Source organism: Pseudomonas sp. GW821-FHT05D12, assembly GCF_059419825.1.
The window spans coordinates 195,586-210,216 of record NZ_JBWKSN010000002.1 but is presented as its reverse complement, the minus strand read 5'-3'; the positions used below and the strand labels follow the sequence as shown (position 1 = coordinate 210,216).

Here is a 14,631-nt window from a genome sequence, read left to right as displayed (position 1 = left end):
TTTCCCTATCAGGTAACTGTATTAATAGAAGAAATCTCAAAGCAGCGGTTGCGTCGCCAAGGTCATGCCGAGAAAGGGCGTCGCTTCAACATAGCGCACGGCAGATTTCATGTCGCTCCAACCGACGTAACTCATCAATGACTTCAAGTCCCAGCCGCTGCGATGCGCCCAGGTAGCAAAGCCGCGCCGCAGCGAGTGGCTGGTGTACTGCTCGGCAGGCAGGCCGGCGCGCTCCAGCGCCTGGCGCAATAGTGGAATCACACTGTTGGGGTGCAAGCCCTCCTCGCCCAGGTTGCCCCAGCGATCAATCCCGCGAAACACCGGACCACGCACCAGGGCCGAGGCGCTGAGCCATTCGCTGTAGGCCTGCACCGGGCACAGGCGCAGCAGCGCCGGGGTCTGGTAGGTTTTGCCGAGGTTGTCGCGGTCGCTTTTACTGCGCGGCAGATACAGGCTGATACCCGCGCCGGGGGTGGCGCGTACGTGTTCGATCTGCAGGCGGCATAGCTCATCGCTGCGAAAGCCGCGCCAGAAGCCCAGCAGGATCAGCGCGGTGTCGCGCTTGGCGCGCAGCAGGCGCGGCTGATCCTGATCGGCGCTGGCGCGGGCAGCCTCGGCGTCCAGAGACGCCACCACCTGCTCCAGTTGCTGGAGCTGCAGCGGCTCAGCCTGCTTTTCCTGCGCAGGGTGCACGGCGCGGATGCCCTTGAGCACCTTGCGCACTACCGACGCCTTGGTCGGGTCGGGAAACCCCTGGCTGGTGTGCCATTGCGCTAACGCCGAGAGCCGCAGCTTCAGGGTGTTGACTGCCAGCACCCCGGCATGCGCCACCAGATACCGCGCGACGCTGTCACTGGTGGCCGGCAGGAACCCACCCCAACTCACCTCGAAATGCTCGATCGCCGCGCGATAGCTGCGGCGCGTGTTATCGCGGGTCGCCGCGTTGAGGTAACGATCCAGATCGCTCATGCAGGGCCTATTCGTACGGCTATGGGGTGTGTCGGCAACCAAAACGGCTATGACACGGGATAATACGCCAATATCCCATCTGTTAAATCATGAATTTAAAGGCGATTTCATTCATGTTATAGTACGTATATACATACTACATACCACAGTATTAAATCGACGGAGACCCCATGGCTCGCGGCGGCATCAACAAAGCAGTAGTTCAAACGGCACGCCTGGCAATCCTCGCCCGTGGCGAAAACCCCAGCATCGATGCAGTACGCATCGAAATGGGCAATACCGGCTCGAAAACCACGATTCATCGCTATTTGAAGGAGCTGGACGACAGTGAAAGCCGCCTCACCATTACCGAGGCGCCGATTGATGACGAGCTTGGCGAGCTGGTCGCGCGCCTGGCCCAGCGCCTGAAAGACAAGGCCCAGGAGCCCATCGACCTGGCCCTGGCGCAGTTCGAGCAGCAGAAAACCGCCCTGCTCGCCCAAGTAGAGGCGCTTGAAGAAGCCCAAGGCCAGCTCCAGCAGCAATTTGATATCCAGGCCGCGGCCCTGGCGGAAGAAAGCGCAGCCCTGCAAACCGCCAGCACCAGCCTGCAGACTGAGCTAACCCGCAACGCCGGGCTCAGCCAGGCCTGCAGCGATTACGAGCTACGCATCAATGACAAGGACGAACAGATTCGTTCACTGGAAGAAAAGCACCTGCACGCCCGCGATGCGCTGGAGCACTACCGCAACGCCATCAAGGAGCAGCGCGAACAGGAACAGCGCCGCCACGAGGGCCAGCTGCAACAACTGCAAGCCGAATTGCGCCAGGCCCAGCAAAGCGCCATGGTGCGTCAGGATGAAATCACCCAGTTGCACCGCGACAATGAGCGGCTATTGATCGAGCACCGGGTCACGGCGAAGGAGCTGAGCGCCTTGCAGGAGCAAAGCCGCAAGGATCAGGCTCGACAGCTCGCGTTGAGCGAACAGGTCAGCCTGATTGATAGCGAACGCACGCTGCTGCAAGAGCGTTTGCGCGTAGCCGTGCTGGAAAGCCAGTCACGCCAGGACGCGCTGACCGAACAGCAACACAACCATAAAACCCTGGAACTGGACCTGATCAAGGCCCAGGCGACGATAGAGGCGTTGCGCCTGGCCGCCGTCGTTGCAACGACGCCAGAGGCAACACCCAACGCCTGATCAGTTGGCCACAGGCGTGCGCATGGTGACGAATTCTTCCGCCGCCGTAGGATGCACGCCGATGGTCTCGTCGAAATGCTGCTTGGTCGCGCCCGCCTTGAGCGCGATCGCCAGACCTTGCACGATTTCCCCGGCATCCGGGCCGACCATGTGGCAGCCCAGCACCTTGTCGGTGTCGGCATCGACCACCAACTTCATCAGGGTTTTCTCCTGGCAATCGGTCAAGGTCAGCTTCATCGGACGGAAGCGGCTTTCAAAGATCTGGACCTTATGCCCCTTGTCCCTGGCCTCCTCTTCGGTCAGGCCAACGGTGCCGATGTTGGGCAGGCTGAACACCGCCGTCGGGATCATCGCGTAATCCACCGGGCGATACTGCTCAGGCTTGAACAAGCGCCGCGCCACGGCCATGCCTTCGGCCAGGGCCACCGGCGTCAGTTGTACACGACCGATCACATCGCCGATTGCCAGGATCGATGATTCAGCGGTCTGGTACAGGTCGTCGACTTCGACAAAGCCACGCTTGTCGAGCTTCACCGCGGTGTTCTCCAACCCCAGGTTGTCCAGCATCGGGCGGCGGCCGGTGGCGTAGAACACGCAATCAGCTTCCAGGACACGGCCGTCTTTCAGCGTAGCCTTGAGGCTGCCATCGGGCTGTTTGTCGATGCGTTCGATGTCGGCATTGAATTGCAGGTCCAGGCCGCGCTTGGTCAACTCTTCCTTCAGGTGCGTGCGCACCGAACCGTCGAAGCCGCGCAGGAACAGGTCACCGCGGTACAGCAGCGTGGTCTGCGCACCCAAGCCATGGAAAATCCCGGCGAACTCGACGGCAATGTAGCCACCGCCCACCACCAGCACGCGCTTGGGCAGCTCTTTGAGGAAGAACGCTTCATTCGAACCGATTGCGTGCTCACGGCCGGCAATCTCCGGAATCTGCGGCCAGCCACCGGTAGCGATCAGAATGTGCTTGGCGGTGAAGCGCTCGCCATTGATTTCCACCTGGTGTGGATCCACCAGGCGCGCATGCCCTTCATGCAGCGTCACGCCACTGTTGACCAGCAGATTACGGTAAATGCCGTTGAGGCGATTGATCTCGCGGTCCTTGTTGGCGATCAGCGTCGCCCAGTCAAAGTTCGCCTCACCCAGCGACCAGCCGAAACCGCTGGCTTGCTCGAAATCCTCGGCAAAGTGCGCGCCGTAGACCAGCAGTTTTTTCGGCACGCAGCCGACGTTAACGCAGGTACCGCCCAGGTAGCGGCTTTCCGCCACGGCCACCTTGGCGCCAAAGCCCGCAGCAAAGCGCGCCGCGCGAACACCGCCGGAACCGGCGCCAATTACATACAGGTCAAAATCGTAGGCCATTTCACTCTCCTCGGCAGGACATCAGCATACCGACTTACATGGGGCTGAAAAACGAAAAAGCCACCCGAAGGTGGCTTTTTTAGAGCAGGCGACGCTTACCGTGAATCAGTAAGCCTTGCCAGTCTTGTAGAAGTGCTCGTAGCAGAAGTTGGTCGCCTCGATGTAGCCTTCAGCGCCACCGCAGTCGAAACGCTGGCCTTTGAATTTGTAGGCAATCACGCAACCGTCTTTGGCTTGCTTGAGCAGGGCGTCGGTGATCTGGATCTCGCCGCCTTTGCCTGGCTCGGTTTCTTCGATCAACTTGAAGATGTCCGGGGTCAGGATGTAACGGCCGATGATCGCCAGGTTCGATGGCGCATCTTCCGGTGCTGGCTTCTCAACCATGTCGCGAACGCGGATCAGGCCATCACCAATGTCGTCGCCGGCGATAACGCCGTACTTGTTGGTTTCGGTCGGGTTCACTTCCATGACTGCAACGATGGTGCAGCGGTACTTCTGGTAGAGCTTGACCATCTGGGTCAGCACACCGTCGCCTTCCAGGTTGACACACAGGTCATCCGCCAGGACCACGGCGAACGGTTCGTCACCGATCAGCGGGCGGCCAGTCAGGATGGCGTGGCCGAGGCCTTTCATCTGGGTCTGACGGGTGTAGGAGAACGAGCACTCGTCGAGCAGTTTGCGGATACCGACCAGGTATTTTTCCTTGTCGGTGCCCTTGATCTGGTTTTCCAGCTCGTAGCTGATGTCGAAGTGGTCTTCCAGCGCGCGCTTACCACGGCCAGTCACGATGGAGATTTCGTTCAGACCGGCATCCAGTGCCTCTTCGACGCCGTACTGAATCAGTGGCTTGTTCACCACCGGCAGCATCTCTTTGGGCATGGCCTTGGTCGCTGGCAAGAAGCGAGTGCCGTAACCGGCTGCTGGGAACAAGCATTTCTTGATCATATGGGTCCTTACAAAGGGCTGTGCGTACGAATTCGGCGCAGTCTAATCAGGCCGCAGTCACCTTACAATGGGTCCTGCTGGCGTTGCGATGTCAACATAGAGAAAAAATGTCAGCGTAAGTTCCGCTTATCTTACGAAGAGCGTTATCACCAACACGGCAAAAACTGCCTGCACCTTGTCGTCACCAAGGCCTGCAACCTTTTTAGCACGCTTTTCAACCCGTAACACTGACCTAGAATAACTTGCGCTGACCCGCGACATTTGGCGCTATCATTAGGCCCTTGAACCAGACCACGAGATTCTTAATAGATGTCAGAACCAAAAGGCGTGAACGGCTACTTGATCACTCAGCGAGCAGATGGCTGGCACTTGATCAACTTCCACGGAGACAGCGTCGCAGGGACGTTCGCGACCGAGCGTGAAGCGATTGCGGTAGCCGAAGTGTTTGTGGACGAAGCTGGCCACGCGTCGAGCAAGCGCCCCAAAGGCAAGTAAGGCTCGCGACACGACCAGAAGCCCCGTTGAACGGGGCTTTTTTGCGATTGTCTGTACCTAGGTGGCAGATCGCTATAATCTGCCGAAAACGCCCAACGACACTGTCAGCGCGCCCCTCCCAACACCCTTTGACGACGAACCCACATGAACAAGATCCTGGCACTGACTGCGGTACTGGCGCTGGCCGGCTGCACCACCACCTCTGACGTCTACCTGAAAAACGGTGAACAAGGCCTGACCATCGACTGCTCCGGCGAGGCCAACTCCTGGGCCAGTTGCTACGAAAAGGCTGATGCGTCCTGCGCCGGCACCGGCTACCGCATCGTCGGTACCGAAGGCACCCCTGCGCTGAGCGAGGACGACAAGACCCTGGGCAAGGATGTCGGCAACTTCAAGAGCCGCAGCGTCGTGGTGGTGTGCAAGTAGGCACGCGTGCCCTACATGTGGATTTCGGCGAACTTGATGCCCAGGCCGCGAATGGTCTCGATCAGGTCATCCAGGCGCTCGAATGACTCGACCTCATCCTGATCATCGACCAGGAAAAAACTGCGCCCGCCGCTTTTCTTGAAGAATACGATCCAATCGCCCAGGTCGGCGGGATTCTGGATGACATGGGTGGCCGAGATCTGACCCTCGGCGTGGTGAGCTCTGACGTGTTCGCGCTTCATGAGATTATTTCCAGGAAAAGACCAATGCCGCGCAAACCCAGGGGTTGCGCGGCATTTTTGCAGTGAATGGCCGACAGTTTAACGGATGCCCTGCCCGATCAGCACGCCATCTACGGTTTGCCCGTAGAGATTGACCCCATCATTGGCATGAAACTTCACCCGGGTTTTCTCCACCGAGCCCTCGATCAGGCGCGGGTCCTGCGGCCGTTCATGGCTGTTGACGTAGGCCGCCACATCCCACGCCTGCTGATCGCTCAGGCTGCCGCCCTTGCCCAATGGCATGTTGTGCTTGATGAAGGACGCCGCCGTGTTGATTCGGTGCATGCCCGCGCCCCAGTTGTAGGAATCCTTACCCCAGAGCGGCGGCATTACGTAGCTGTCACCGACTTTTTGCCCTTGCCCTTCGGCGCCATGACACACCGCACACTGCCCTTTGTACACCTGCGCGCCCTGCGCCAGGTCGTAACCTTTGGCCGGTTGCGCCACGTCGGGATAGCCGCGCCCCGGCAACTCGACGCCCAAGGGCGCCTTGCTGGCCAACCAATAGGCGTACACCGACAGCGCAGTGATCTCGGGGCTGTCCGCTGCGGGCGGCGTACCGCCATTCATGCTGAACTGAAAGCAGCCCTGCAAGCGCTCGGCAAAGGTGTTGACCTTGTCGTTCTTCTTTCGATAGGCCGGGTACATCGGGTAAGCGCCCCACAACGGCGCCGAATTGGCCAGGCGTCCCTGGTCGAGGTGGCAATTGCTGCAATTGAGGCCGTTGCCGACAAACTGTGGCGCGAGCCGCTGGGTATCGACGAACAACGCGTAGCCTTGCCGGACCAGCTTGCCGTAGGCGTTGTCAGGCAGTTCGCTTTCCTGGGGTGGCTGGAAAGGCGCGGCTGGCGGGTGGGCGGTCGCCGGTTGAAGTTGCGACTGGTCTTCCATGGCGATGGTCGCGGCATGCGCGGGCAACACGACCAGCATTCCGAGCAACATAAAGGCTTTCATGGCTTCACCTCCGGGCTGAGCGCCGCGAAATACTCGGCCACGCTCTGTACCTCTTCTGCCGTCAGCGATTTGGCGATGTGTCCCATCAGATCATTCGGATCGTTGTGTCGGGTACCGCCCTGCCAAGCCAACAATTGCGCCTTCAGGTAAGCCGCAGGCTGGCCGGCCAACGGCGGAAAGGCATCGCCGACGCCGCTGCCGGCCGGTCCATGACAACTGACACAGGCCGGAATCTGCCGCTCCCATGCGCCCTGGAGGGCGAGCTTCTGCGCGGAGTTGCTCGGCATTTCGCTGCGCTGCGCCAAGGTCGGCGCAGGCGCGGGCATCGCGGCCAAGGCCTGGCTCACCGCATCGATTTCCGCGTCAGTCAGGGCTTTCGCCACCGGCTGCATCACCGGATGACTGCGACTGGCGCTCTTGAAGTCTTCCAGCTGTTTACGCAGGTACGCTGCCGGCAAACCGGCCAAGCGGGGAAAGCCCGCAGCCGCCATGCCCAGCCCGTCAGCGCCATGACAGGCGACACAGGGCATGGCGCCCGGCTGCGATCCTCCCTCGGTAAAAATCTTGTTCCCGTCCAGCGCGTGGGCATTGCCCAACATCAACAGCAGCGCGCTGCCCATCAGCATGCGTTCCAATGACATCATCACGACTCCATTTTTATAGTTATATGCTTAGGCATTTATGGCATAAGCCTACAAATGGTAGGGGAATGAACGCGTAGGAACAACACCCAAAAAAAAGCCTGACGCTGCCAGGGGCAGGGTCAGGCTTTTATCGAATTCGAACTTGCGGGGTAAAGGGCCGGTTTCAGCCGGAAATGCACTCTTCGCCAGCCTTCTTCACGTCACCCGGACGAATAGGCACGTTGGACATGCTCTCGTAGAGCTTGATGCTGCTGCCACTGGAGCGCTCTTCGATCTCGAAAATGGCCGACGGATCCGCCGAGAACTTCTGCGGCACGATGACCTGGACACCGTCCTTATGCGGCTCAATCTGTGGCGGTCGGCGCGTGGTGGACAATTTGCGCACGACACAAGCGGCATATTCCTGCGGTTTTTTCCCTGAGATGACAGCCAATGTCGGCGGCGTCTGCTTGATATCTGCAACCGAAGCACACCCACCTATCGCCAAGGCCAGAACCAACACACTCCACTTCATATAAAACCTCCGATAAAGACCCTACGACAGCGGGGATGGTAAATTTCTCCCGCCCAAGTAGGATTTATCCCTGATAACTCGGTAAATAACTGTTTTAAATTGTCGACGCGGTCGAACACGGGCCGATAATAAACGCGCTGGGGCTGATAAACTCCATCTTAACCTACGTATCGTTCTGATTTTTCAGAAAAAGCCCTTCTGGAGACACCCGCATGAAATTCATCCACCAGCGCGAGCACCTCAACGAGGGAGACATTGTCGTCATCGAATGCTCGCAGACTTGTAATATTCGTCTGATGAGTGATGCGAACTTTCGCAGCTTCAAGAATGGCGGCCGCCATACCTACCACGGTGGCGCCTTCGACAAATTCCCTGCCAAGATCACCGCGCCGAGCACAGGGTTCTGGAACATTACCCTCGACGTGGTCACACGCCGCGCGATCAGCGTCACCAAGAAGCCCGCGCTGTCGCACAAGATTCGCATCGTGCGCCGTACCAGTTCGAAACTGAGCTGACCCGTACCCTTTCCAGGAAATGATCGTGACTGCCACTACCAAATACGTCATCAAGTACAAACTCAACGGCGAACGCCGCTTCGAATTCGCGCAACTGCACACCAATAGCGTGGAGGAGGCCAAACAAGCCCTGGCCAAAATCCACGATGCCAGTGATGAAATCACCGACATCAATGTGAGCAAGGCGTTGTAAGCCATGCCCGGCCCCACCGCCGACCTGTTCGCCGATGACGCCCTGCAGCAACCGGCTGGGCGCGAGCAGATCGGCGAAGAGTCCTACGTCCTTAGGGGCTACGCCCTGCCCTGGATTGAGCGACTGCTGCCAGAGCTGCGCCGCGTGCTGGCACAATCGCCGTTTCGGCAGATGGTCACGCCCGGCGGCTTCACCATGTCGGCGGCCTTGAGCAGTTGCGGCGACCTGGGCTGGACCACCGACGCGACCGGCTACCGCTACACCCCCCTCGATCCGCGGAGCCAGCAGCCCTGGCCGTCCATGCCGGAGACCTTGCGCCAATTGGCCATGGAAGCCGCGGCAGACGCCGGCTTCGTCGACTTCAGGCCGGATGCCTGCCTGATCAATCGCTATGTGCCCGGCGCGAAGATGTCCCTGCACCAGGACAAAAACGAACGCCGCTACAGTGAACCGGTAGTGTCGGTCTCCCTGGGGCTGCCAGCGATTTTCCTGTTTGGTGGCCATGAACGCAGCGGCAAGACCCAGAAGATTTCGCTGTTCCATGGCGACGTGGTGGTCTGGGGCGGCGTCGATCGCCTGCGCTTTCATGGGGTGATGCCGATCAAGGAAGGCGTACATCCGGTCATGGGCCCGCAGCGCATCAACCTGACCTTTCGCGCCGCCGGCTGATTTGACCGCAAGCTTCGGAGTGCCAGGCCCTCGCGGCAGGGCTAATCTGGCCAGAATCCGTCAAGAGTGCCGAGCATGACTACCGAACAAGACCCGCGCTGGGCTGCCATTCTCGCCCGCGACCCGAAGGCCGATGGGCTGTTCGTCTACGGCGTGAAGACCACCGGCGTGTATTGCCGCCCCAGCAGCGCCTCGCGGTTGCCGCGCCCGGAAAATATCGAGTTCTTCGACACTGCTGCACACGCCGAGGCTGCTGGTTATCGCCCGAGCAAACGCGCGGCCGGCGACCAGACGCAATTGGCTGCGCACCACGCGCAAGTGGTGGCCGATGCGTGCCGGCACATCGAGTCGGCCGACACCGCGCCCAGCCTCAACACGCTGGCGGCGCAGGCCGGCCTCAGCGCTTTTCATTTCCACCGCGTGTTCAAAAGCGTGACCGGCCTGACCCCCAAGGGCTACGCCAGCGCCCACCGCTCACGCAAAGTGCGCGATGGTCTCAAGGGCCAGCATTCGGTAACGGACGCGCTGTACGACGCAGGCTTCAATTCCAACAGCCACTTTTACGAGTCGGCCAACCGGTTGCTCGGTATGAAGCCCAGCGACTACAAGGCCGGGGGCACCAACAGCGAGATCCTGTTCGCCGTCGGCCAGTGCTCGCTGGGCGCCATCCTGGTGGCGCAAAGCACGCGCGGCGTGTGCGCCATTCTGCTCGGAGATGATCCGGACGCACTGGTGCGTGACCTGCAGGATCAATTCCCCAAGGCCAACCTGGTCGGCGCCGACCGCCGTTTCGAGCAACTGATCGCCCAGGTGATCGGATTTATCGAGGCGCCCGCGCTGGGCCTGGACTTACCGCTGGACCTGCGCGGCACGGCGTTTCAGGAACGGGTCTGGCAAGCCCTGCGCGAGATTCCGGTGGGCAGCACGGCCAGCTATGCGCAGATCGCCGAGCGTATCGGCGCACCCAAGTCGTTTCGTGCCGTGGCCCAGGCCTGCGGGGCCAACAGCCTGGCGGTGGCAATCCCCTGCCATCGCGTGGTGCGCAGCAATGGCGATGTGTCGGGCTACCGCTGGGGCGTCGAGCGTAAACGCCAGTTGCTTGCGCGCGAAAGCGAAGTCTAGAGCGAGTGGCGCTTGCGAAACTGCGCAACCTTATGCCGATTGCCACACAACGCCATGCTGCACCAGCGGCGCTTGTGGGCTTTGGTGCGATCGTAAAACCACAGCACGCATTCCGGATGTTCGCAGGTACGGATCAGGTTGAAATCCCCACCCACCAGCAAACCTGCAGCCGCCTCGGCAATCGGTGCGAGAAATTGTTCAGCGGTTTGCAGTTTGCGCTGACGCTCCAGCCGCAGTTCACCGGGCGCCGGCCACGCCAATTGCGGATGGCTCACGGCCTTGCGCAGGAAACCGTTGAGGGGCTCTGGGTCGCCTTGCGAACCGGCCTTGCGCTGTTCGAGTAACAGCCGAATCACTTCACGCAACTTCAAGGCCGCCGCGAGCAAAGCCCCGTGCTCGAACGTCGGCACGCGACCCTCCTCGACCCATCCCAAACGCACCAGCCAACGCTCGACATCCGCATCGTGTTGCCAGAACTCGAAAGGCTGGCCATCGACATTGGCGCGGGTATTGAGCATGTCCAGCACCGGGTCATCGGCGAGCACGTAGGGTTCCAGCGGGACGGCAGGGGGTGGGGAAATGGCCATGGTCGATCCTCTTGAGAGCGCTGGAATGGTAACCGCTATTGGCTCGTCTGGATAGTTACTAACGACAAAACACTAACCTGATAAAACTATTTGACAGGTTACATTTTTAAGCGCAGCTTCTTAAGAAGGTAACCCGTATATCAATTTTATCAAGTTACAAGAGGCGTACTCACCATGACCACGCATGCCCCCGTTGTTCACTACCATCACGTCGACGTCGATGGCGTACGCATGTTCTACCGCGAAGCCGGCGACCCTGGCGCCCCGGTGATCCTGCTGTTGCACGGTTTTCCCAGCTCGTCGCATATGTACCGCAACCTGATCCCGCTGCTCGCCAGCCGCTATCGGGTGATCGCGCCGGACCTCCCCGGCTTCGGCTTCACCGAGGTGCCGGATGAACGCGAGTACGTCTACAGCTTCGACAACCTGGCGACTACCGTGGGGGATTTTGTCGATGCGTTGGCGTTGAGCCGCTACGCGCTGTATGTCTTCGATTACGGCGCACCGGTCGGCCTGCGCCTGGCAGTCGCGCACCCTGGGCGGGTCAGCGCGCTGGTCTCGCAAAATGGCAACGCGTACCTGCAAGGCCTGGGTGATGCCTGGGCACCGATCCAGGCTTACTGGGCCGAGCCGAGCCAGGCCAATCGCGAGGTGATTCGCAATGCGGTAATCAGCCTGGAAGGCACGCGCTACCAATACCTGCACGGTGTAGACCACCCGGAATGGGTTGCCCCCGAGTCCTACATGCTCGACGTGTTGCTGATGCAGCGTCCCGGCAATGACGAAATCCAGCTGGACCTGTTCCTCGACTACCGCAACAACCTCACGCTGTACCCGGACTTCCAGGCGTTCTTCAGGGCCACTCAAGTCCCGACGCTGGTGATCTGGGGCGAGAACGATCCGTTCTTCATCCCGCCTGGCGCCCACGCGTATAAAACCGACAACCCGAACGCGGTGGTCGAACTGCTGGATACCGGCCACTTTGCCCTGGAAACCCATGCCAGCCATATCGCCGAGCGTATCCATGCCGTGCTGGGGGATGCCATCAACTGATGGCGCACCACGAAACGCCCGCTTCGTCCAGTGAATAAAACAGACTGGCCGGGTGCCAAGGGCCCTGCTAAAACAGCGCAAAGCCTCACTATCGCTGGAGACGCACCCCATGAGCACCTGGCCAGACACGCGCATTCTCGACCTGCTGGGCATCGACGTACCCATCATCCAGGCCCCGATGGCGGGAGCTACCACCACCGCCATGGTGATTGCCGCCAGCAACGCCGGCGCACTGGGCTCGATGCCTGCTGCGGCGCTGAGCATCGAGCAACTGCGCGAGGCTCTGAGCACTATCCGCCAAGCCAGTACGCGCGCCCTCAACGTGAATTTCTTCTGCCACCAGCCGCCCCCGGCCGACGCCGCCCGTGACAGGCGCTGGAAAGCGCTGCTGGAACCCTACTACCGCGAACTGGGTGCCGATTTCGATGCGCCGACACCGGTGTCCAACCGTGAGCCGTTCAACGAAGCCGCGTGCCAGGTGGTCGAAGCGTTTCGCCCCGAGGTGGTGAGTTTTCACTTTGGCTTGCCGGAAAAATCTCTGCTGGACCGGGTAAAAGCCACCGGCGCGAAAGTGCTGTCGTCTGCCACCACGGTTGAAGAAGCGATCTGGCTGGAACAGCACGGCTGCGACGCCATCATCGCCATGGGCATCGAGGCCGGCGGCCATCGTGGGTTGTTTCTCAGCGACGACCTCAATACCCAGATCGGGCTGTTCGCGCTGCTGCCGCAAATCGTCGACGCCGTCAGCGTGCCGGTGATTGCCGCCGGGGGGATTGGGGATGCGCGCGGGATTGTCGCGGCATTTGCCCTCGGTGCTTCGGCCGTCCAGATTGGCACCGCCTACCTGTTCACCCCTGAAGCCAACGTCAGCGCCTCCCACCACCATGCATTGCGCACAGCCCAGGCCAGCGAAACCGCATTGACCAACCTCTTCACCGGCCGCCCGGCGCGAGGCATCGTCAACCGCGTGATGCGTGAATTGGGGGCGATCAACCCGGCAGCGCCGGCATTTCCCACGTCCGGCGGCGCGTTGATCCCGCTCAAGGCCAAGGACGAAGCAGGGTTCAGCAACCTGTGGGCGGGCCAGGCATTACGCCTGGGCAAGGAAACCCCCACATACGAACTGACCCGCGAACTGGCCGAACAGGCCCTGGCCAAGCTCAACTAGCGGCAGCAGCTGAAGCAACTTTGCACTGTACCGGCAATGGCCAACCGCTATATATTCCCATACATAGCGGTTAAGCCTTCTCCCTATAACAAGCCGTACAATCCTCAAGGAGCTGCTTCATGAAGATTCACGCCTCACGCCTGGCCATGCTGGTCGCCGCCCTCGCCTTCGGTTCGGCCCACGCCGATGAAGTCCAGGTGGCCGTTGCCGCCAACTTCACCGCACCGATCCAGGCGATTGCCGCCGACTTCGAAAAAGACACCGGCCACAAGCTGGTCGCAGCCTACGGCGCCACTGGGCAGTTCTACACCCAGATCAAGAACGGCGCGCCGTTCGAAGTGTTCCTGAGTGCCGACGACACTACCCCGCAAAAACTTGAAACCGAAGGCGACACCGTCAAAGGCTCGCGCTTTACCTACGCCGTGGGCACCCTGGCATTGTGGTCGGCCAAGGAAGGTTACGTCGACGCCAAGGGCGAAGTGCTGAAGAAAAACCAATTCAAGCACCTGTCCATCGCCAACCCGAAAGCTGCACCTTACGGCCTTGCCGCGACCCAAGTGCTGGCCAAAGAAGGCCTGACCGACAAGGTCAAGGACAAGATCGTCGAAGGCCAGAACATCACCCAGGCGTATCAGTTTGTCTCCACCGGCAATGCCGAGCTGGGTTTCGTCGCACTGTCGCAGATCTACAAGGACGGCAAAGTCACCAGCGGTTCGGCCTGGATCGTGCCGGCGTCCCTGCATGACCCGATCAAGCAAGACGCAGTGATCCTCAACAAAGGCAAGGACAGCGCCGCTGCCAAAGCCCTGGTCGAGTACCTCAAAGGCCCGAAAGCCGCTGCGGTGATCAAGTCCTACGGCTACGAGCTGGCCCAGTAAATGCCGCTGTCGAGTGCCGATTTTTCCGCTATCTGGCTGACCATCAAACTGGCGTCACTGACCACCGTGATCCTGCTGGTCATCGGCACTCCGATTGCCCTGTGGTTGTCGCGCACACGCTCCTGGTGGCGCGGCCCCATTGGGGCAGTCGTGGCCTTGCCGTTGGTGCTGCCACCGACGGTGATTGGTTTCTACCTGCTGTTGACGATGGGCCCCCATGGCTACTTCGGCCAGTTCACTCAATGGCTGGGCCTGGGTACCCTGACCTTCAGTTTCGCCGGGCTGGTGATTGGCTCGGTGATCTATTCCATGCCGTTTGTGGTGCAGCCGTTGCAGAACGCCTTCTCCGCCATCGGCACACGCCCGCTGGAAGTGGCCGCGACCTTGCGCGCCAACCCGTGGGATACCTTCTTTACCGTGATCCTGCCCCTGGCACGCCCGGGGTTTATCACCGCGTCCATCCTCGGCTTCGCGCATACCGTCGGCGAATTCGGCGTGGTGCTGATGATCGGCGGCAATATCCCCGACAAGACCCGCGTGGTCTCGGTGCAGATCTACGACCATGTCGAAGCCATGGAATACGCCCAGGCCCACTGGCTGGCCGGCTCCATGGTGGTGTTCGCGTTCCTCGTGTTGCTGGCGCTCTACTCCAGCCGTAAATCCAAGATGGGCTGGAGCTGA

At 60.6% G+C, this 14,631-nt stretch carries 19 protein-coding genes; 11 read left to right on the top strand and 8 right to left on the bottom strand.

Annotated features, from left to right (window positions below; genetic code table 11):
- Positions 1 to 36 precede the first annotated feature (36 nt).
- The gene (locus AC07SI_RS04080; protein ID WP_495005175.1) at positions 37 to 969 is read right to left on the bottom strand and encodes a site-specific integrase; all 933 of its coding nucleotides are present in this window, start codon (positions 967 to 969) and stop codon (positions 37 to 39) included.
- A 170-nt stretch (positions 970 to 1,139) separates the two neighbouring features.
- Here AC07SI_RS04080 and AC07SI_RS04075 point away from each other — a divergent pair, with 170 nt between their 5' ends.
- A complete protein-coding gene (locus AC07SI_RS04075) occupies positions 1,140 to 2,147 on the top strand; it encodes a DNA-binding protein (RefSeq protein WP_495005174.1) in 1,008 nt (335 codons plus the stop codon).
- On the opposite strand, the gene gorA is transcribed toward AC07SI_RS04075, so the two are convergent.
- Together gorA and galU are read right to left on the bottom strand one after the other, a co-directional pair.
- Entirely contained in the window at positions 2,148 to 3,506 is a 1,359-nt protein-coding gene (gene gorA, locus AC07SI_RS04070) for a glutathione-disulfide reductase (protein WP_106803785.1), read from the bottom strand.
- Positions 3,507 to 3,611: 105 nt separating this feature from the next.
- A complete protein-coding gene (gene galU / locus AC07SI_RS04065) occupies positions 3,612 to 4,451 on the bottom strand; it encodes a UTP--glucose-1-phosphate uridylyltransferase GalU (RefSeq protein WP_003173830.1) in 840 nt (279 codons plus the stop codon).
- Positions 4,452 to 4,760: 309 nt separating this feature from the next.
- Between galU and AC07SI_RS04060 the strand changes: the two genes are divergently transcribed.
- Both AC07SI_RS04060 and AC07SI_RS04055 read left to right on the top strand, forming a co-directional pair.
- Positions 4,761 to 4,946: a hypothetical protein gene (locus AC07SI_RS04060; protein ID WP_016969599.1), complete on the top strand. Its 186-nt coding sequence runs from the start codon at positions 4,761 to 4,763 to the stop codon at positions 4,944 to 4,946.
- 144 nt (positions 4,947 to 5,090) lie between these two features.
- Complete coding sequence (locus AC07SI_RS04055; protein WP_495005173.1) at positions 5,091 to 5,372, top strand: hypothetical protein; 282 nt, start codon at positions 5,091 to 5,093, stop codon at positions 5,370 to 5,372.
- Between the two features lie 11 nt (positions 5,373 to 5,383).
- Here the strand turns inward: AC07SI_RS04055 and AC07SI_RS04050 are convergent, their stop codons facing one another.
- The 4 genes from AC07SI_RS04050 to AC07SI_RS04035 form a co-directional block, all read right to left on the bottom strand.
- Complete coding sequence (locus tag AC07SI_RS04050) at positions 5,384 to 5,614, bottom strand: hypothetical protein (protein WP_495005172.1); 231 nt, start codon at positions 5,612 to 5,614, stop codon at positions 5,384 to 5,386.
- A gap of 78 nt (positions 5,615 to 5,692) precedes the next feature.
- A complete protein-coding gene (locus AC07SI_RS04045; RefSeq protein WP_495005171.1) occupies positions 5,693 to 6,607 on the bottom strand; it encodes a c-type cytochrome in 915 nt (304 codons plus the stop codon).
- Positions 6,604 to 7,251, bottom strand: a complete 648-nt coding sequence (locus AC07SI_RS04040; protein ID WP_495005170.1) for a c-type cytochrome — start codon at positions 7,249 to 7,251, stop codon at positions 6,604 to 6,606. Before AC07SI_RS04040 ends, AC07SI_RS04045 begins: the two co-directional genes overlap by 4 nt.
- A 163-nt stretch (positions 7,252 to 7,414) precedes the next feature.
- On the bottom strand, positions 7,415 to 7,765 hold the full coding sequence (locus AC07SI_RS04035) for a hypothetical protein (protein WP_065905451.1): 351 nt from the start codon (positions 7,763 to 7,765) through the stop codon (positions 7,415 to 7,417).
- 212 nt (positions 7,766 to 7,977) lie between these two features.
- Here AC07SI_RS04035 and AC07SI_RS04030 point away from each other — a divergent pair, with 212 nt between their 5' ends.
- The 4 genes from AC07SI_RS04030 to ada all read left to right on the top strand — a co-directional run bounded on the left by AC07SI_RS04030 (position 7,978) and on the right by ada (position 10,264).
- Positions 7,978 to 8,280, top strand: a complete 303-nt coding sequence (locus AC07SI_RS04030) for a DUF1883 domain-containing protein (RefSeq protein WP_065905452.1) — start codon at positions 7,978 to 7,980, stop codon at positions 8,278 to 8,280.
- 25 nt (positions 8,281 to 8,305) lie between these two features.
- Complete coding sequence (locus tag AC07SI_RS04025) at positions 8,306 to 8,473, top strand: hypothetical protein (protein ID WP_098467678.1); 168 nt, start codon at positions 8,306 to 8,308, stop codon at positions 8,471 to 8,473.
- A 3-nt stretch (positions 8,474 to 8,476) separates the two neighbouring features.
- The gene (alkB, locus tag AC07SI_RS04020; protein ID WP_065905453.1) at positions 8,477 to 9,142 is read left to right on the top strand and encodes a DNA oxidative demethylase AlkB; all 666 of its coding nucleotides are present in this window, start codon (positions 8,477 to 8,479) and stop codon (positions 9,140 to 9,142) included.
- Between the two features lie 75 nt (positions 9,143 to 9,217).
- On the top strand, positions 9,218 to 10,264 hold the full coding sequence (gene ada, locus AC07SI_RS04015; RefSeq protein WP_495005169.1) for a bifunctional DNA-binding transcriptional regulator/O6-methylguanine-DNA methyltransferase Ada: 1,047 nt from the start codon (positions 9,218 to 9,220) through the stop codon (positions 10,262 to 10,264).
- Here ada and AC07SI_RS04010 read toward each other — a convergent pair.
- Positions 10,261 to 10,851 (bottom strand): CGNR zinc finger domain-containing protein, encoded by a 591-nt coding sequence (locus AC07SI_RS04010; RefSeq protein ID WP_495005168.1) that lies wholly within the window; start codon positions 10,849 to 10,851, stop codon positions 10,261 to 10,263. The two genes, ada and AC07SI_RS04010, sit on opposite strands and share 4 nt — an antisense overlap.
- Positions 10,852 to 11,025: 174 nt before the next feature.
- Here AC07SI_RS04010 and AC07SI_RS04005 point away from each other — a divergent pair, with 174 nt between their 5' ends.
- The 4 genes from AC07SI_RS04005 (at position 11,026) to modB (ending at position 14,631) form a co-directional block, all read left to right on the top strand.
- The gene (locus AC07SI_RS04005; RefSeq protein ID WP_495005167.1) at positions 11,026 to 11,904 is read left to right on the top strand and encodes an alpha/beta fold hydrolase; all 879 of its coding nucleotides are present in this window, start codon (positions 11,026 to 11,028) and stop codon (positions 11,902 to 11,904) included.
- A gap of 109 nt (positions 11,905 to 12,013) precedes the next feature.
- Positions 12,014 to 13,072: an NAD(P)H-dependent flavin oxidoreductase gene (locus tag AC07SI_RS04000; RefSeq protein WP_495005166.1), complete on the top strand. Its 1,059-nt coding sequence runs from the start codon at positions 12,014 to 12,016 to the stop codon at positions 13,070 to 13,072.
- A 119-nt stretch (positions 13,073 to 13,191) separates the two neighbouring features.
- Positions 13,192 to 13,950: a molybdate ABC transporter substrate-binding protein gene (gene modA / locus AC07SI_RS03995; protein WP_065905458.1), complete on the top strand. Its 759-nt coding sequence runs from the start codon at positions 13,192 to 13,194 to the stop codon at positions 13,948 to 13,950.
- Complete coding sequence (modB, locus tag AC07SI_RS03990) at positions 13,951 to 14,631, top strand: molybdate ABC transporter permease subunit (RefSeq protein WP_065905459.1); 681 nt, start codon at positions 13,951 to 13,953, stop codon at positions 14,629 to 14,631.